At 65.1% G+C, this 17,169-nt stretch carries 18 protein-coding genes and 3 riboswitches; of the genes, 10 read left to right on the forward strand and 8 right to left on the reverse strand.

Annotated elements, in window-relative coordinates; all coding sequences use genetic code 11:
* The first annotated feature begins 132 nt into the window (after window positions 1-132).
* Both amaB and ADE01S_RS12850 read left to right on the forward strand, forming a co-directional pair.
* Window positions 133-1,635 (forward strand): L-piperidine-6-carboxylate dehydrogenase, encoded by a 1,503-nt coding sequence (amaB, locus tag ADE01S_RS12845; RefSeq protein ID WP_062682087.1) that lies wholly within the window; start codon window positions 133-135, stop codon window positions 1,633-1,635.
* 147 nt (window positions 1,636-1,782) lie between these two features.
* Window positions 1,783-3,075 (forward strand): phospholipase A, encoded by a 1,293-nt coding sequence (locus ADE01S_RS12850; RefSeq protein WP_062682088.1) that lies wholly within the window; start codon window positions 1,783-1,785, stop codon window positions 3,073-3,075.
* A 29-nt stretch (window positions 3,076-3,104) separates the two neighbouring features.
* On the opposite strand, the gene pdxK is transcribed toward ADE01S_RS12850, so the two are convergent.
* The 6 genes from pdxK to ADE01S_RS12880 form a co-directional block, all read right to left on the reverse strand.
* Window positions 3,105-3,968: a pyridoxine/pyridoxal/pyridoxamine kinase gene (gene pdxK, locus ADE01S_RS12855; RefSeq protein WP_062682089.1), complete on the reverse strand. Its 864-nt coding sequence runs from the start codon at window positions 3,966-3,968 to the stop codon at window positions 3,105-3,107.
* Between the two features lie 43 nt (window positions 3,969-4,011).
* The gene (locus ADE01S_RS12860; RefSeq protein WP_062682090.1) at window positions 4,012-4,377 is read right to left on the reverse strand and encodes a cupin domain-containing protein; all 366 of its coding nucleotides are present in this window, start codon (window positions 4,375-4,377) and stop codon (window positions 4,012-4,014) included.
* Between the two features lie 58 nt (window positions 4,378-4,435).
* A complete protein-coding gene (locus tag ADE01S_RS12865) occupies window positions 4,436-4,990 on the reverse strand; it encodes a helix-turn-helix domain-containing protein (protein WP_062682091.1) in 555 nt (184 codons plus the stop codon).
* A 119-nt stretch (window positions 4,991-5,109) separates the two neighbouring features.
* A complete protein-coding gene (locus ADE01S_RS12870; protein ID WP_062682092.1) occupies window positions 5,110-5,892 on the reverse strand; it encodes an aldolase in 783 nt (260 codons plus the stop codon).
* A gap of 25 nt (window positions 5,893-5,917) precedes the next feature.
* Window positions 5,918-6,559, reverse strand: coding sequence for a glutathione S-transferase family protein (locus ADE01S_RS12875; protein ID WP_062682093.1), 642 nt, complete (start codon window positions 6,557-6,559; stop codon window positions 5,918-5,920).
* Between the two features lie 2 nt (window positions 6,560-6,561).
* On the reverse strand, window positions 6,562-7,527 hold the full coding sequence (locus tag ADE01S_RS12880) for a Bug family tripartite tricarboxylate transporter substrate binding protein (RefSeq protein ID WP_062682094.1): 966 nt from the start codon (window positions 7,525-7,527) through the stop codon (window positions 6,562-6,564).
* A gap of 165 nt (window positions 7,528-7,692) precedes the next feature.
* Window positions 7,693-7,758, forward strand: a riboswitch (Fluoride riboswitch).
* A 32-nt stretch (window positions 7,759-7,790) separates the two neighbouring features.
* Between ADE01S_RS12880 and ADE01S_RS12885 the strand changes: the two genes are divergently transcribed.
* Window positions 7,791-8,120: a DUF190 domain-containing protein gene (locus ADE01S_RS12885; protein WP_062682095.1), complete on the forward strand. Its 330-nt coding sequence runs from the start codon at window positions 7,791-7,793 to the stop codon at window positions 8,118-8,120.
* Window positions 8,121-8,147: 27 nt separating this feature from the next.
* Here ADE01S_RS12885 and ADE01S_RS12890 read toward each other — a convergent pair whose 3' ends face one another.
* Window positions 8,148-9,692: a MutS-related protein gene (locus ADE01S_RS12890; RefSeq protein WP_075873319.1), complete on the reverse strand. Its 1,545-nt coding sequence runs from the start codon at window positions 9,690-9,692 to the stop codon at window positions 8,148-8,150.
* An 11-nt stretch (window positions 9,693-9,703) separates the two neighbouring features.
* The gene (locus ADE01S_RS12895) at window positions 9,704-11,326 is read right to left on the reverse strand and encodes a MutS-related protein (RefSeq protein WP_082775779.1); all 1,623 of its coding nucleotides are present in this window, start codon (window positions 11,324-11,326) and stop codon (window positions 9,704-9,706) included.
* 71 nt (window positions 11,327-11,397) lie between these two features.
* Window positions 11,398-11,465: riboswitch (Fluoride riboswitch) on the reverse strand.
* 83 nt (window positions 11,466-11,548) lie between these two features.
* A riboswitch (Fluoride riboswitch) is annotated at window positions 11,549-11,622 on the forward strand.
* Between the two features lie 83 nt (window positions 11,623-11,705).
* Between ADE01S_RS12895 and ADE01S_RS12900 the strand changes: the two genes are divergently transcribed.
* The 7 genes from ADE01S_RS12900 (at window position 11,706) to ADE01S_RS12930 (ending at window position 17,166) form a co-directional block, all read left to right on the forward strand.
* On the forward strand, window positions 11,706-13,025 hold the full coding sequence (locus ADE01S_RS12900; RefSeq protein ID WP_062682096.1) for a voltage-gated chloride channel family protein: 1,320 nt from the start codon (window positions 11,706-11,708) through the stop codon (window positions 13,023-13,025).
* 13 nt (window positions 13,026-13,038) lie between these two features.
* Complete coding sequence (locus tag ADE01S_RS12905) at window positions 13,039-13,401, forward strand: DUF190 domain-containing protein (RefSeq protein ID WP_062682097.1); 363 nt, start codon at window positions 13,039-13,041, stop codon at window positions 13,399-13,401.
* Between the two features lie 11 nt (window positions 13,402-13,412).
* Complete coding sequence (gene crcB / locus ADE01S_RS12910) at window positions 13,413-13,799, forward strand: fluoride efflux transporter CrcB (protein WP_062682098.1); 387 nt, start codon at window positions 13,413-13,415, stop codon at window positions 13,797-13,799.
* 22 nt (window positions 13,800-13,821) lie between these two features.
* Window positions 13,822-14,142, forward strand: a complete 321-nt coding sequence (locus tag ADE01S_RS12915; protein ID WP_062682099.1) for a DUF190 domain-containing protein — start codon at window positions 13,822-13,824, stop codon at window positions 14,140-14,142.
* Window positions 14,143-14,207: 65 nt separating this feature from the next.
* Entirely contained in the window at window positions 14,208-14,888 is a 681-nt protein-coding gene (locus tag ADE01S_RS12920; protein ID WP_062682100.1) for a histidine phosphatase family protein, read from the forward strand.
* 32 nt (window positions 14,889-14,920) lie between these two features.
* Window positions 14,921-16,123: an MFS transporter gene (locus ADE01S_RS12925; RefSeq protein WP_075873318.1), complete on the forward strand. Its 1,203-nt coding sequence runs from the start codon at window positions 14,921-14,923 to the stop codon at window positions 16,121-16,123.
* Between the two features lie 95 nt (window positions 16,124-16,218).
* On the forward strand, window positions 16,219-17,166 hold the full coding sequence (locus tag ADE01S_RS12930) for a sensor domain-containing diguanylate cyclase (RefSeq protein ID WP_062682101.1): 948 nt from the start codon (window positions 16,219-16,221) through the stop codon (window positions 17,164-17,166).
* Window positions 17,167-17,169 lie beyond the last annotated feature (3 nt).

Genomic DNA, 17,169 nt, shown 5'->3' on the forward strand with positions numbered 1-17,169 from the left:
GCTGCCTCCGCGCATACGGCCACGCGCCGGAGGGGCGACCAAAAAGGTTTCGCATTTCAGGCTGGAGTTTCGTATAGTAAATTTTTTTCCAGGATCGCCACTTAGGCATAACCCTTAAGCGAAGGAACCGGCATGGATACCCCCCAAGACATCTTGCGAGCGCTCGGGCTGAACCCCGACTCGCTGACCGGCGGAACGCTGAGCGCGCGCAGTCCGATCGATGGAGCCGAACTGGCCCGGGTCCACGAGCACACAGTCGCGCAGGCCCATTCGGCCATCACGCGCGCTCGCCAGGCCAGCCTGGCATGGCGCGACGTGCCCGCGCCCCGGCGCGGCGAACTGGTGCGCCTGTTCGGCGACATCCTGCGCCAGCACAAGCGCGAGCTGGGCCGCCTGGTCAGCCTGGAAGCCGGAAAAATCATCGCCGAAGGCGAAGGCGAAGTGCAGGAAATGATCGACATCTGCGACTTCGCGGTGGGTCTATCGCGCCAGTTGTACGGCCTGACCATCGCCTCCGAGCGCCCCGGCCACCGCATGATGGAAACCTGGCATCCGCTGGGGGTGGTGGGCGTGATCAGCGCCTTCAACTTCCCCGTCGCCGTGTGGTCGTGGAACACCGCGCTGGCCCTGGTCTGCGGCAACGCCGTGGTGTGGAAGCCTTCCGAGAAAACGCCGTTGACCGCCCTGGCCTGCCAGGCCCTCTTCGCCCAGGCCGCGCAACGCTTCGGCGACGCGCCCGCCGGCCTGTCCGAAGTACTGATCGGCGGCCGCGACATCGGCGAAGCGCTGGTGGATTCGCACGCGGTGGCGCTGGTTTCCGCCACGGGATCGACCCGCATGGGCCGCCAGGTGGGCCCGCGCGTGGCCCAGCGTTTCGGCCGCGTGCTGCTGGAACTGGGCGGCAACAACGCCATCATCGTCGGCCCCACGGCCGACCTGGACATGGCCGCCCGCGGCATCGTGTTCGGCGCCATCGGCACCGCCGGCCAACGCTGCACCACCACCCGCCGCCTGATCGTGCACGAGAGCGTGGCCGACGAGCTGCTGCAGCGCCTGCACAAAGCCTATGCCAGCGCGCCCATCGGCAATCCCCTGGACGGCACCACGCTGGTCGGCCCGCTGATCGACCGCGCCTCGTTCGACGCCATGCAGGCCGCGCTCAAGGCGGCGCGCGAACAAGGCGGCAAGGTGACCGGCGGCGAGCGCGTGCTGGAGGACGAATACCCCGACGCCTGGTACGCGCGCCCCGCCATCGCCGAGATGCCTGGCCAGACGGACGTGGTCTGCCACGAAACCTTCGCGCCCATCCTCTACGTGATGCGCTACACCGATTTCAGCCAGGCGCTGGCCCTGCATAACGGCGTGCCGCAAGGCCTGTCCTCGGCCATCTTCACCAACGATCTGCGCGAAGCCGAAACTTTCCTCTCGGCGGCGGGCTCGGACTGCGGCATCGCCAACGTGAACATCGGCACCTCGGGCGCCGAGATCGGCGGCGCGTTCGGCGGCGAAAAGGAAACCGGCGGCGGCCGGGAATCGGGTTCGGACGCATGGCGCAACTACATGCGCCGCGCCACCAACACGATCAACTATTCGCGCCAGCTGCCGCTGGCCCAGGGCATCAAGTTCGGCGAATAATCGGCCCGCAAGCCCCTGACGCGAAGCCCCCGCGCATCGGCATCGATGCGCGGGGGCTTACGCTTTCTACATACGATTAGCCTGCCTTACAAACTGTTGCCGGGGTCGATGCTACATTTCCTCGTCACAAAACCAGGTTATGTCCCAATGCTTACACGCCGTCTTGCACGCCCCGTCCCGCCCCTGCGCGCCCTGGCCGCCGTCCTCGCCATGGGTGTCGCGGGCGCCGCCTCCGCGGGCGTGTCATACCGGCTGGACCGCCCCTCGGCCGCCCCCGGCGAGACCGTCACCATCGAAGCGGTGTACTTCAACGAAGACACCGCCCGCGTCACCTGGGAAGCCCCGCCCGAACTGGTGCTGCAATGGCGCGGCCAGGACGGCCAGATCGTGCGCAGCCTCGCCAAGCTGCGCGGCGGAGCGGCCAGCTTCAGCGTGCCGGTCAACAATTTCGCGCGCATGGCATGGACGGCCGTGGTGCCGTCCACGGCGCGCGGCCTGCAGGCCGTGTCTATCGAAGGCCAGCCCGCGATGATGGCGCTGGACGCCACCGGACGCGACAGCGGCACGCTGGCCAGCACGCCCGCGCAGGGTCCGGTGGTGGATGCGCGCAGCGGCGAACCCGTGCCCGTGGCCGCCGTCACGGCGGTCGGGGCGTCGCCGGAAGGCGGCCCGTCGCCCGACGCCAGCGCCGTGCCCACGGTGCAGCAGCAGACCGCGTTCGACCGGTTCCGCAGCTCCATCTCCGAATACAAGCCGGTGTATTTCGACATCGGCACCCGGGGGCAGACCACCGCCCGCTTCCAGATCAGCGCCAAGTACCGCCTCTTCAGCCCGGCCGGCGGGCGGCCGGCGACCTGGGACGAGAACTTCTACCTGGCCTATACCCAGACCTCGCTGTGGGACCTGCAGGGCGATTCCATGCCCTTCATCGACACCACCTTCAACCCCAGCGCTTTCTGGCTGTCCGACAATATCTGGTCCTCCGACAGCCGGAACTGGCGCTTCGGCATGAACACCGGGGTGGAACACAACTCGAACGGCAAGGACGGCGACGATTCCCGTTCGCTCAACGACGGCTACATCGAGCCGCGCCTGCACTACCGCTTCGACGGCGGCAGCACGCTGACCTTCGCGCCCCGGGTCAAGGCCTACTTCGGCGTGGCCGACGAGAACCGCGACTACTCCGACTATGCCGGCCACGTGGACTGGCAGTTGCGCTGGGCGCAGGACAACGGCGCCGTGGTCTCGGCCCTGTACCGCCAGGGCGACCAGAAGCGGCGCACCACGCAGCTGGACTTCGCGTGGCCGCTGCAGCGCACCTGGCTGAACATGAACGGCTACCTGCACCTGCAGTACTTCAACGGCTACGGCGAAACGCTGCTGGGCTACAACCAGCGCAACGAATCGCAGTTCCGTATCGGCCTGTCGCTGGTGCCCTGATCCGGCGGGGCCGGCGCGGCCGGCCCGGTCTACTCCTCGACGGCCAGCTCTTCCCAGGCCAGTTCGCGGGTGCGCTCCAGCGCCACCGTCACCTGCGCGGCGGCTTCGCGCGCGGCCTGGACCAGGTCCGTGCCGTTCAACAGCCTGGCCGTGATGCTGGCCATGAAAACGTCGCCCGTGCCGTGCACCGACGGGGGAATGGCGATTTCCGGATGCGTGACGACGGTCGCCTCGTCCCGCGTCACCACCGCCAGCTGCAGCGTGCCCGCCGCGGCCTCCATGGGCGCGGCGCTGGTCACCACGATCCAGTCGGGCCCCAGCGCGATCAGCTCGCGCGCCGCCGCCACCACGTCGTCGAGGCAGGACAGCGTCCGGCCAACCAGCAGTTCCAGCTCGAAATGGTTGGGCGTCATGCCGTCGGCCAGCGGCACCAGCAGCTCGCGGTATTGCGCCACCAACCCTTCATCCACGTACAGGCCGTCGTTGCGGTCGCCCATGACGGGATCGATGTGCACCCGCAGCTCGGGCCGGGCGGCGCGCAGCGCGGGCAGCCAGCCCGCCAGCAGGCCGGCCTGCCCGGGCTGGCCCAGGTAACCGCAAACCACCGCGCGCGCCACCCGGGTGACGCCGCGCTCGTCCAGCCCTTGCAGCAGCCCCTGGAACCAGTCCAGCGGCGTCGCGCCGCCGTGCAAGGTCGGATAGTGCGGCGTATTGCTCAGGATCACGGTGGGCACCGCGATGGCGCGCAAACCCGCCTTGCGGAACACGGGCATGGCGGCGTTGTTGCCGACATAGCCGTAGACGACCTGGGACTGGATGGAAACGACGTCTACCTGCGCGGTGACGGCGGGCAACGCTGCACCCGATACGGGGGCAGCGGAAATGGCGGTCATAAGGCTTGCTCCAGGGAGTCCGCGCGTTCGCGTGCTGCGCGCGCTACGCCATGCGGGTAATGAAATAGATCTTCTTGACGAATTGGTCCACTTCCCAACGGCCGGTATAGCCTTCCGGCATGACGAAGGCTTCGCCCACGGTCAGCTCATGCACGGTGCCGTCCGGATCCACCAGGCGGGCCGAACCCTCGACGATGTAGCCGAATTCGATATAGCCGGTGGTGTTGGATTGGAAGACGCCGGCCGTGCTTTCCCACACGCCGCCCTCGGCCTTGCCGCCGTTGCCCTCGAAAGCGGTCACCGTGCGGAACGCCGCGTCGCCGGAAATCGGGCGGCGGGGCTTGCCGGGCACCGGATTCTTCATGGGGCCGGCATCGATGCGGACCAGCCGCGATTGGTCGTTTTTCATGGTAGTTCCTGTATCTGCGGTATCTGTATGGGACATTATGCGGCAGGCCGGGCCCGGCTCAATGCGCCGCCACCACCAGCACCTCGGCCATGGCGCGGCTGACGGTGCGCATGCGGTGGGGAAGTTCGGAATCGAAATAGACCGAATCGCCGGTTTCCAGGCGGAACTGCCGCTCGCCCACATGGACTTCGATGGCGCCCTTGAGCACCAGCAGGAATTCCTCGCCAGGGTGCGGGAACACGGCGGTGGCGTCGGGGAATTCGCGCGGCGGATGCACCACGAACGGCTCCATCGCCTTGACCTTGCGGCGCCCGGCCAACGATTCGTAGTGGTATTCGCTGCCCAGGCCGCGGCGCTGCAGCGCCTCGCGGTCCGCGACCCGCACCACGCTGACGACCTCTTCCTGCGCCGCGTCGTCGGACCCGACCAGCTGGGACACGCCCAGGCCATAGGCTTCGGCCAGCCTCAACACGGTGGAAATGGACGGTTCGCTCAAGCCACGCTCCAGCTTGGAGAGGTAGCTCTTGGTCAATCCGGTGCGCTGCGCCAGCTGTTCCAGGGACAGGGTTTGCTGGCGTCGCAGGGCGCGCAAGCGGTGCGGCAGGTCGATCATGGACTAGGGAATGGCGGAATACGACCGCTAAGAATGCCCTAAACCGGCCCGGCCGTCGAGCCGACCGGCGCCCGCCGCCTCCATGGCCGGCGGGCGCCGGGCGCCGAGCCGCGCAAGCCCTAGGCCAGCACGTCCGGATGCGCCCGCAGCGCGCGCCGCGCATAGTAGGAGAATCCCACCTGCGAACGCTTCGGCGTCAGGATCCAATCGTGGGCCTCGCGGCCCAGCGCCGGCGGGATCGGCTGGATCTTGCCCGCCGCCATGGCCAGCAGCTGCATGCGCGCCGCCCGCTCGAACTGCAGCGCCAGCACGCAGGCTTCCTCCACCGAGCCGGCCGCGACCAGCATGCCGTGGTGCGACAGCAGGATGGCGCGCTTGGCGCCCAGCGCCGCCGAAATGATCTCGCCCTCCTCGTTGCCCACCGGCACGCCGGGCCAATCCTTCAGGAAGGCCACGTCGTCGTACAGCGGGCAGTTGTCCATGTGCGAGATTTCCAGCGGCACCTCCAGCATCGACAGCGATGCGGCGTGCAGCGGATGCGTGTGGATGATGCAGTTCACGTCCGGACGCGCGCGATAGATCCAGGAGTGGAAGCGGTTGGCGGGATTGGGCATGCCCCCGCCTTCCTGCACCCGCAGGTCCTCGTCCACCAGCAACAGATTGCCGGCCGTGATCTCGTCGAAGCCCAGGCCCAGGCGCTGCGTGTAATAGCGGTCCGGCTCCGGCGCCCGCGCCGTGATCTGCCCGGCCAGGCCCGAATCATGCCCGCCGTCGAACAGAATGCGGCAGGTCAGCGCCAGGCGCTCGCGCAGACTCCATTCGGGGACATCGAACTGGCGCTGCATCTCGGCCTTCGCCCGCGCGATCAGTTCGTCTTTTCCCAAGTGCATCGTGTCGGCCATTATTTCTCCATCGGATTTGAATGCGTCATGCCGTTGCGATCAACGGCGTAAAGCCGGGCAAGGCGCGCATGCGCGCCAGCCAGGCGTCGATATGGGCGAAGCCGGACAGGTCGTAGCCGCCTTCCGCCGCCATGCTCGTGTACGGGTACAGCGCAATGTCCGCGATGGTGGGCGCCGTCCCGACCAGATAGTCGCGGCCCGCCAGGTGCGCGTCCATCCAGGCGGCCGCCTTCATGCCGATCTCGCGCCATGCCTGCATCGCCGGATCGTCCACCCGCGCCGTCTGGCGCAAGTGGATCAGCAGCCGGGGCTGCGCGAACGCATGCATGTGCTGGGTCTGCTCGAAGCTCAGCCAGCTGCTGACCTGCGCCTGCGCCAGGCGGTCGGCCGGCAGCCAGGGCGTGCCCTGCCCCAGGTACCAGAGGATCGCCTGCGACTCCGCCAGCCACTCCCCTTCCGCAGTCAGCAGCGCAGGCACCTGCCGCCACGGGTTGATGCGCCCGAAGGCGTCGGTCTCCAGATCGCCCTGGACGATATCGAAGGTGCGGCGCGCGATGGGCAGGCCCATGTAGCCGCAAGCCAGGCGGATCTTCCAGGCATTGCCCGAACGCAGCGTGTCGGCCAGTTCCAGCGGCTTGCCGGCCAGGGGGTGGGGTGCAGGGCTCATCGTCAGTCCATCTTGATGTTGGCGCGTTTCACGATCTCGGCCCACTTGGCCTTCTCGCCGGAAATGAAACGCTGGTATTCATCGGGCGTGCCGGTGTACAGCTGCGTGCCCTGGGCGGCCAGGCGATCCTTCAGCTCGGGCGACGACAGCGTCTTCTGCAAGGCGGCGTTCAACTGCTCCAGCACCGCGGGCGGCGTGCCCGCCGGCGCGAAGAACGCGTTCCAGGAACTGATCTGCAAGGCCGGATCGCCCACCTCGCTCGCCGCCGGCACTTCAGGCGCCGAAGGCAGGCGCTTGTCGGCCGCCACCGCCAGCGCGCGCAGCTTGCCCGAGGCGGCATGCGGCATGATCACGGGGCTGGCGTCCATCACCACGTCCACCTGCCCGCCGATCGCGGCGTTCACCGCCTCGCTGCCGCTCTTGAACGGCACGTGCATGATGTCCACGCCCGCGGTCAGCTTCAACAATTCCAGGCCCAGGTGCGGCGAACTTGCGTTGCCCGCCGAGCCGAAATTCAGCTTCGCCGGATGGGCGCGGGCGTAGGCCACGAATTCGCCGAACGTGGCCGCCGGCACGCCGGCCCGCACGGCAAGCAGATACGGCGAACCCGACACCATGCCGACCGGCGCGAACTTGTCCGCGTCGTAGCCAAGCTTCGCGTAGATCAGCGGATTCACCACCTGCGTGCCCACCGTGCCCATGAAGATCGTATAGCCGTCCGCCGGCGCCGTAGAGGCCAGCTGCGCCGCGATCACGCCGCCCGCGCCCGGCCGGTTCTCGACCACGATGCTCTGCCCGAGCGCATCGCCCATGCCCTTGCCCACCTGGCGCGCGACGATGTCGGTAATCCCGCCCGCGCCGAAAGGCACCACCAGCCGGATCGGCCGCTCGGGAAACGCAGCGTGCGCGCCGCTGCCCGCCATTATCCCCGCCAACGCCAGTGCGCCCGCCATGCTCCAGAACTTCATCTTGATCCCCCTTTGTGCCGCAAATCCATTTTTGCGATGACACAAAGTGTCCTATAGAGCATTGATTTTCCGCAAGGAAAACACGCCTGGGGAAAACCCTGAGGAGCAGGGATGAGGTTCGCGGGTTGGGCGCAATTGCATGGCCTGTTTCCGGGGCGTACACTGCTTTTGCATGGAGATGGCATTCCTCCACTAACCGCCAGCGTATCGGCTGATGATGCCTACAGATCCCGACTGAACTCCTTACTCTGCGGGAGTCTTCCATGGACGGATATCAGCTCACCTTCTTCACCCAGCAAGAGCGCCGGCATGACCACCAGCAACTGTGCCAATGGCTGCTCACCCTGGCGAAATCAATGCAGATCCGCGGCGCCACGCTGATCAGCGCCCAAGAGGGCCTGGGCAGCCATCATCGCCTCCATTCGGCGCATTTTTTCGATCTGGCCGACCAACCCGTGGAAGTGACCATGATCGTCTCGGCGGAGGAATGCGATGCGCTGATGGAGCGCCTGCGAAACGAACCGGACCTGCACCTCTTCTATGCCAAAAGCCACGTGGAATTCGGCACGATAGGCGATCCCGCCTCCAACTAGGCGCGGCGCGCCGTCAGGCCGATCCGTTCACCGAGGCGCGGCATTGATTTGCGTGGCGTCCGCCGCGGCGGACGCGGCTCGCGCCTGCCCCTGCGCACCGAATATTTCGGCGTAGAGGTCAGCGCCATAGCTGGTCTGCTCCGGCTCCCCCGGCACCATTTTGAACGTGCGCGTTCCATCGGCCAGCCGCTGAGCGCGAAGAAACAGGTCGCGCGGATCTCCGCGCGCGTAAAGATGGTGCGCAAGGGAATACTGGTGCGTCACGAACGCAATTTTCACGTTTCCCTCCAGCAGCGCGTCGGCGATCATGCGCGCGACCTCGGAGCCCTCGCGTTCGTTCGTCGAGGCGAACGACTCGTTGAACAGCACCATCGCCTCCGGCGAGATATCGTCCACGATGGCGCGCATTCTTTTCAATTCCTCGTCGAACTTTCCGCTCTCCATCGTGGTGTCTTCCTCACGCTTGTAATGCGTGTACAGCCCCTCGCAAAGATTGGCGGTAAAGGACGCCGCGCCCACGAACATCCCGCATTGCATCATCAGCTGAGCCAGGCCGATGCTGCGCAGGAACGACGACTTCCCCCCCTGGTTGGCGCCGGTCACGACAATCATGCGGTTCTCGCCGGCATCCAGGGTGTTGGACACCACTTTCTTTCCCATTTTCAGCGCCAGGCAAACGTCGTACAGCTCACTGAAGCCGTGCGCGCGAGACGCCGGCCCGAGGACCTTGGGAAAGCAGACCGGCTCACCCAGCGCGGACAGCCGGTCGCGCAGATCGATGCAGCACACGTAGAACGCCAGCTCGGCGCGCAGCAGCGTAAAGAAGCAGGCGATGTGCTCGGCCGACTGCGCCAGCGCGTTGGCCACCAGGTTCAAGCCTCTGTCGGCCAGCTCCGACAGCGCCCTTGCGCCGTTTTCGTCGCGCGGAGGCAGCGTGTACTGGTACATCTCTGGCTTCTTGCCGAACAGCCGCGCCAGCCAATGGCGCTGGTCGCGCAGAGGTGTGCGCAGCACATAGTCCGCCCCGCGGTTGCCTTGACCCAGATGCGCGCTCATCGGGATGCCGCCACGGAACTTCAGCGTCGCCAGGTGCCCCTGTATCTCCGCGATATAGTCCTCATCCAGTTCGTTGCCCAGCATCGTGAACAGCCGCTTCCATCCCTCCGACGAGAACTCGGATTCCACCCGTCTGGCCGTCTCGCGCAGTTGCCTGAGCATCGGGATGAGGATCTCGATCACCTCCATCGATCCATGCAGGATGGCCAGCGGGTAGTGCAGGCCTATGCCCCAGTAGCTCTTCTTCTTCGATTCCAGAGCGTCCATGGAAAGCTGATACAGCTGCCTGACGACGTCGGCATGGGCCAGCGCGTCGCGCAGCACCGCCTGCCGGTGCTCGACCGTCTCCTTGTTGGCGCGCACGGCCCCCAGCAGCGCCGCGCGCGCGACGGTTGTCAGGAATTCGTCCTCGCCCGCCATGGCCTGCACCAGGGTAGGCAGCTCCAGGTCATCCATCAAATCGCGGCCGTTGAGCGGCGGCGCCGCGTTCATATCGAAATCCCGGTCCGGGTACATGAGAAAGACTTTCATGATTGCAGCCGCTCCCTTATCCTGTCGGCGGTAAGGCCGTACTTTTCCGCCAGGGACATGGCGTATGAACGCCCGCTGGCAGGCGCCCTGACGACCTTGAAGGTGCGCGTGCCGGTCTGCAGCGGATCCACGGCGCTGACCATGCTCACGACCCGGCCGCTGTATGACGCGAGCTCGTCGACGAACGTGACCCATACGCCGATCACGTCCAGGCGGTCGGCCTCCTTCATGATCTTCTCGCTGAGAAAGAGCGCGTCCGCAAGCGACGTGGACGTGAATATCTCGTTCATGACCAGCACGCTGCGCGAGCTCGCCTTCCGCAGGATCCGGTGGATCCTCACCAGGTCGTCCTTGAGTTTTCCGCGCAGGTTTTCGATGTTTTCCTGGCGCTCGAAATGCGTGAAGATCCGATCGCTCAGGAGCAGCCGCGCGCCGGCCCCGGGAACCGGGCACCCCAATGCCGCCAGGTGGAACAGCTGGCCGAACATTCTCGCGAATGTCGTCTTGCCGCCTTGGTTGGGGCCCGAGACGACGATCATTCTCTGGCCGTCGTCCAGCTCGAAGTCGTTGCACACGACTCGCCGCCCCGCCAGCATGAGTTTCTGGCCCAGCGCGATGTCGAAGCTCCCACGCGCGTAGACACGCTTGTCGGACTCGCTCACCTCCGGAAAACAGAATGGACGTTCGATGCGGGCGAACTTCTCGACGTGCTCCAGGTAGGCCAGGTAGAACTGGATCTCCCGATCGAACATCGCCACGGTCGCATCCAGATAGCGCCGATGGGTCGCGTACAGCTCGTCCATGCGCTGGAAGGCGCCCGGGTTCAGCAGCGCAACGAATTCCAGCACCTTGGCCTCGATGTGGTTCATGTCGGCGAATTCGCGGAACTCGACGCGGTGGTCCCGCGCCTCGCCCTGGCGGAACTTCTCGAAGCTGGCCTCAATCACCCGGCTGTAGTCGTCCTCCTGCGCGTAGCGGAGCACGCGCAGCGTCCCGCCGTCCACGACGACGCTGTAGTCGATCGAATCGAGTTCCGCCAGCGCCCTCGTTACCCCGGCATCCATCGCGCCGAAAGGCGCGGATGCCACGTAGCCGTCGAGGAACCTGCCGAATGCGCCCAGCGCGCGCGACCGAATGGCGCAAGCGCGAACCGACCGCGACAACGCCGATACCGCCGCGCAGTAGGTCCGCACGGCTTCCAGGTGCCAGCGCTTCTGTTGCAGCGGATAATGCAGTTTGTCCGCCTGGCCGAGCTGCTTGCGCATGGCGCGCATGCCCTCGGCGAACGTTCTCAGCGCCGCCAGAAGATTGCCGTCCGCCAGATCCCGAAATACCTCATGCCGGTACGCAACGGCGTCCGGTGACTGGAGCGGCTCGCGGAACAAGCCGCCGAGTCCGTACTCGGCGCGGCTCGCCAGAATCGCCTCGACCGCCTGGTCGAGATTGAGATCGACGAAATAATCGGGCTGAGGCGGCGCCGCTTCCATCAACGCAACGCTGGGCTGCGTATCGAGGAACAACACGCTCAGCTCCGGGACGGTCCCGGGCAAGGGGCCGGCCGGCACGGCATCCTTCGGATCTTTGCCGTCCAGGCCGGAAATAGTGATTGGGTTCGCCATCCCTTCCCTCCGCAAGGTCGATTAGCGGCGGCAAAGGGCGCAAAAAAAGCCTACGCGCCTCGACTGCCGAGATTCACGTAGGCATCATCAGCCCGGAGCGCCGGGCGGTTAGCGGAGGAATGCCATCTCCGCGTCCAGTGTATCGGCGGAATCCCGCCATGGCTACCCCCCGCACCGGCCGCGCGTGCTTGCGCCGGCCTATTGCGGCCTGCTAAAATTTCCACGTTCGTCGGAGATGGCATTCCTCCGCTAACCGCCGCAAGTTTCTTACCGCGGCTGATGATGCCTACAGATCCCTGGTTCCCGCCGGGGCTGTAGGCATTTTTTGCGTCCTATGGCTGCGCGGATCAGGGGATTTTTCCCTCGGACCCTGAACTCCATGCCGCGCAACACACGCCTAGAACAACTGGACCTCCTGCCCTACATGGGCAAATGGCTGGCCCTATCCTTCCTCGTCGCATGCTTGGCCGGCGCGGCGTCCGCGCTTTTCCTCCATGCGCTCGATTGGGCCACCTCCACCCGCGAAGCGAACCGGGCCCTGATCTGGCTGCTGCCCGTGGCCGGCTTCGCCGTCGGCTGGTGCTATCTGCGCATGGGCCGGCCTGTCGAGGCGGGCAACAACCTGATCATCGACGAAATCCACGATCCGAAGAAAGTCATACCGCTGCGCATGGTTCCCATGGTGCTCGGCGGCACTGTGATCTCGCACCTGTTCGGCGCCTCCGTCGGGCGTGAAGGAACCGCGGTGCAGATGGGCGGCGCGCTGGCCGATCAGCTGACCCACATCCTGAGAATGCGGCCGGAAGACCGCCGGATCGTCCTCATGGCCGGGATCGCCGCCGGTTTCTCCTCGGTGTTTGGCACGCCGCTGGCCGGCGCCCTCTTCGGACTGGAAGTCCTGGCCATCGGCCGCATGCGCTATGACGCCCTTTTCCCATGTGCCGTCGCGGCCATCGCCGCGGACCGGATCGGCGTGTCGCTGGGCATCCACCACACCCACTACTCCGTGCTGGAAGTCGCGCCGCTGGGCCTGGTGAGCGTGTTGAGCGTGGTCGTCGCCGGCATTCTCTTCGGCTTGATAGGCATGGTCTTCGCCAACAGCGCGCACGCGCTGGGCGCATTCATGAAACGACGCGTCCCGTATGCGCCGCTGCGGCCGTTCATCGGCGGAGCCGCCGTCGCCACGGCCGTCTGGGCCCTGGATGGCTATCGCTACATCGGCCTGGGCATTCCCTCGATCGAGCAGGCCTTCCAGCAGCCGGTGGCGCCTTGGGATTTCGCGGGCAAGCTTCTGTTCACGGTAGGTTCGCTGGGAACGGGATTCAAAGGCGGCGAAGTGACCCCGCTCTTCTACATCGGCGCGACGTTCGGCAACGCGCTCGCCCCCCTTCTGCATCTGCCATTTTCGATGCTTGCGGGCCTGGGATTCGTTGCCGTGTTCGCGGGCGCCGCCAACACGCCCATCGCCACCATCGTCATGGCGATCGAACTGTTCGGCCCGGAGATCGCGCCATTTGCCGCCATCGCCTGCATCGCGGCCTACCTGTTCTCAGGCCATAGCGGGATCTATCACGCGCAGCGCGTCGGCCATGCCAAGCATCGCGTCGTGCCGGAAGGCATGCGGATCTCGGAACTGGGAGCCTATCGCAAGCAGCTGCGCCAAGAATCGATGTCAGCCAATTCCGGCAAACGAATCTAGGACCCCATACAGAATGACCACCGACATGACCGCATTGCGCCTGTACTTCCCGATTTCGGCCCGCGCCCAGGCGACGCGCTTCTGGCATCGCCTGAGCGCGCCCGCCCTGGCCCACCACCTGATCAACGCGGCCCGGCGATCCGGCATCCAGCAAGCCGTGCTGCACTCCATCCAATCGGGCTACCTGAAGGGAGAGCGGCTCACCCACCACCACCCGGAAGTCACGAGCATGAGACATCCCCAATGCGTCGAGCTGATCGACAGCGAATCGGCCCTGCGCAAGTTTCTCCACGACCACGCGGCCGAACTGCATAAAGTCCGCGCGGTGCTGCTCAAGTGCGAGATTCCGCTGGTCCCCCATGGCCAGCCCGGTTGAGGGGCGCGGTGATGGCTGCCACGCTCATCGCAATTTCGACGGGAGCGGCCTTGGGCGCCCTGCTGCGGTGGTGGCTGGGAAACGCCTTCAACGCGCTGCTCCCATCCATTCCCCCCGGCACCCTTATCGCCAACCTGCTGGGCGGCTACATCATCGGCCTGGCGATCAGTTATTTCGGCGGCCACCCTGGGCTCTCGCCCCAGTGGCGGCTGTTCATCGTCACGGGCTTCTGTGGCGGCTTGACGACCTTTTCGACATTTTCCGGCGAGTTGGCCTCCTTGCTGCAGCAGGAGCGCTACGGCTGGTTGGCGGCCTCCATCGCTATGCACGTAGGCGGTTCCCTCGCCATGACTCTGCTTGGCATCGCCACGATTTCCGCGATGCGATCCCCCCATTGACCCCGTACCTGGAGCATGCGCCATGAAAGGATATCAACTGACTTTCTATACCCAGCAGGATCGGCGGCACGGCAACGAACCCCTGGCCGAATGGTTGCTCAAACTGGCCAGGCAACATGGCGCCTTGGGCGGAACGCTGTTCAGCGCCGGCGAGAGCTTCGGCCACGATGGCCGCTTCCATTCCGCGCATTTCTTCGAGCTGGCGGACCAACCTGTCGGTGTCGTGGCCGCCGTGGACGAAGCGACCTGCACCAGGGTGCTCGACGCCATCCGCAGCGAGAACATCGACGTTTTCTTCGTCAAGACGCCGGTCGAATACGGGCGCACCGGATCAACCGGCTGATCCGCAAGCCCCCCAAGGTTCCAGCCGACCGCGCCAGGTCATTTCCCATATGGAGCTCGCAAGCCATGACACACATCATCCTCACGCGCCACGGCCATGTCGATTGGATCGCCCCCGAGAGGTTCCGCGGCCGAGCGGAGCTGCCTTTGTCCGGGCTGGGGAAAAAGCAGGCCGCAGCTCTCGGGGGCCGAATGGCCCGAACGGCCAAGCCGTCGGCGATATATGCAAGTCCACTGTCGCGTTGCATGGACACCGCGCAAGCCATTTCCCGAACGACAGGGGCGGCTGTCCATACGCTTCCCGATCTGGTCGATACCGATTATGGTCAGTGGCAGGGCCGTACCCATCAAGAAGTCAAAGAGCGCTGGCCCCAAGCGTTCAAAAACTGGTTTGAACACCCCGACCTGACAGCCATCCCCGACGGCGAGACCTTGCCGGCCGTTCTGGCCCGGGCGACGTCGGTCCTGCGCAAGATGCTCTCCGAGCACCCAAACGATCAAGTCGTCCTTGTTGGTCACGACAGCATCAATCGCGTGATGCTGCTCCATGCATTGGGCTTGCCGCTCTCCCATTACTGGCGCGTGAGGCAGGATCCGTGTTGTGTCAACGAAGTCCAGATCGCTTCAGACGGCTGCACGATACTCCGAATCAATGAAACCTATCATCTGGTTGATGTCGAGTCGCAAGGCCATCCGCTTCAACTGAAGCCAAGAACGATTGGCCGGCAGCAACGGCCATTCCTCTGAACACGCGGGGTCGTGGATCGCCGGAGGCGCCTATGATTCCTTCCACTCGGTTGAGCCGCAAGACGCCGCCGCAGCCCACCAAGGCGATGCGCTTCGTGTTGCTCATTGGTCTGTTGAGCTGCTTCGCGGATATGACGCACGAAGGGTCGCGCAGTATCCTGGGCCCGTTTCTCGGGAGCATGCAGGCGAGTGCGTTCGCGATCGGGACGATTACCGGCTTCGGCGAATTCGCCGGATATGGCATTCGATACTTCTCGGGAAGATTTGCCGATTCCACAGGCAAGTTCTGGCCGACGGCCATCTTCGGCTACGTACTTCAGATGGCTTCCGTGCCTGCCCTCGCACTGGTTGACAACTGGCAGGAGGCCGCCGTCCTTATTGTTCTGGAACGCGTGGGTCGCGCAATTCGGAACCCGCCGCGAGACGTCATGCTTTCACACGCGGCGCAGCACATTGGCGGGTATGGCTGGACGTTCGGCGTTCATGAAGCCTGCGACCAGCTCGGCGCGATGCTGGGACCCCTCGCGATGGCGGGCGTGCTCGCAATCCACGCTGACTACAAACACGCATTTGCGGTGTTGGCGATACCTGCCACGTTCAACCTGGTTTTCCTGGCGCTGGCGCGCCACCGATACCCTCGGCCTGAAGAGCTCGAAGATGCCATCCCTCTCGCATCCCGCGCGGGCTCGTACTCCCGCAGGTTCTGGCTCTACATGGTCGGTGCCTGCCTGATTGCGCTAGGCTTCGCCGACTACCCGCTGCTCGCCTTCCACTTCACGCGCGGCGGAACCGTTCCCTCGTCTTGGATTCCCATCTTCTACGCGATCGCAATGGCGACAAGTGGCGCGTCCTCGCTCTTGTTCGGCCGGTTGTTCGACCGCTACGGCTTCATTGTGCTTATCGCCTTGACGGCGTTTGGCTCGCTCTTCGCTCCCCTGGTCTTTCTAGGGAACTTTGAAACAGCGATGGTCGGCGCGGCAATCTGGGGCATGGGGATGGGCGTGCACGAGTCCATCATTCCCGCTGCCGTCAGTCCGATGGTTCCCGACAACCAGCGCGCGACCGCCTTCGGCATTTTCACCGGAGCCTACGGAATCTCCTGGTTTCTTGGAAGCACGCTCATCGGCCTGCTCTACGAGCGGTCTTTAGCCCTGGCGATCACGTTTTGCGTGGTATCTCAGCTACTTGCCTTGCCCTTATTCGTGCTATTGACTCAGGGGAAACGGACACAGTGAAGCGGGTACGCGAGAACTTGCTTTTCTGTACACTCGCGTAGCCTGGGGCTTCAGACTGAAGCGGCTCGCTAACGTGGATCGAGGACGAATCGGGTATGGCCGACGCAAGCATGCTTTTGGATGACAACGCGGTGTACAGGACCTTGCTGGAGTCGACCAAGGCGATTCCCTGGAAGATCGATTGGGCCACGATGAAGTTCACCTATATCGGCCCCCAGATCGAGGCCTTGCTGGGCTGGAGCCCCGAAAGCTGGGTGAGCGTGGAGGACTGGGCCATGCGCATGCATCCCGAGGACCGCGAATACGTGGTGAATTTCTGCGTCACCCAATCCCGGGCCGGCGTAGACCATGAGGCGGACTACCGGGCGCTGACCAAGGACAACGGCTATGTATGGATCCGCGACGTCGTGCACGTGGTGCGCAACGACAAGGGCGAAGCCGAGGCGCTGATCGGCTTCATGTTCGACATCACCGAACGCAAGAAATCCGAGGAAAAGCTACTGAGCCTTCAAAAAGAGCTGGAAGTGCTGTCTTTCAAGGATGGCTTGACGAATATCGCCAACCGGCGCCGCTTCGACAGCAGTTTCGACTTGGAATGGGAGCGCGCAAGCAAGGAAGGCCTGCCCTTGTCCATCCTGTTGTTCGACGTCGATTTTTTCAAGCAGTACAACGATCTGTATGGCCACAGCCAGGGCGACCAATGCCTGGTGGACATCGCCCAGACGCTGAGCCTGGCGCTCGATGGGCATCGCGATCTGGTTGCGCGCTACGGCGGGGAAGAGTTCGTCGTGCTGCTGCCGGAAGCCGATGCCGAGGTGGCCCGGAAAGTCGCCGAACGCTGTCAGCGATTGCTTGAGAAGAAGTCCATCGTGCATGCACTGTCGCCGCATGGCAGGCGAGTTACCGCCAGCATAGGAGCGGGCACGGTGGTGCCGGCCGGGCAGGCGAAGCCCGCCGAGTTCATCAAGGCCGTGGATCGGCAGCTCTATGCGGCCAAGGACAACGGGCGCAACCGCATCGAGCACGTGCAGTTTGAAGCCTGAGAC

The organism is Achromobacter denitrificans NBRC 15125, from assembly GCF_001571365.1.
GTDB lineage: Bacteria > Pseudomonadota > Gammaproteobacteria > Burkholderiales > Burkholderiaceae_B > Achromobacter > Achromobacter denitrificans.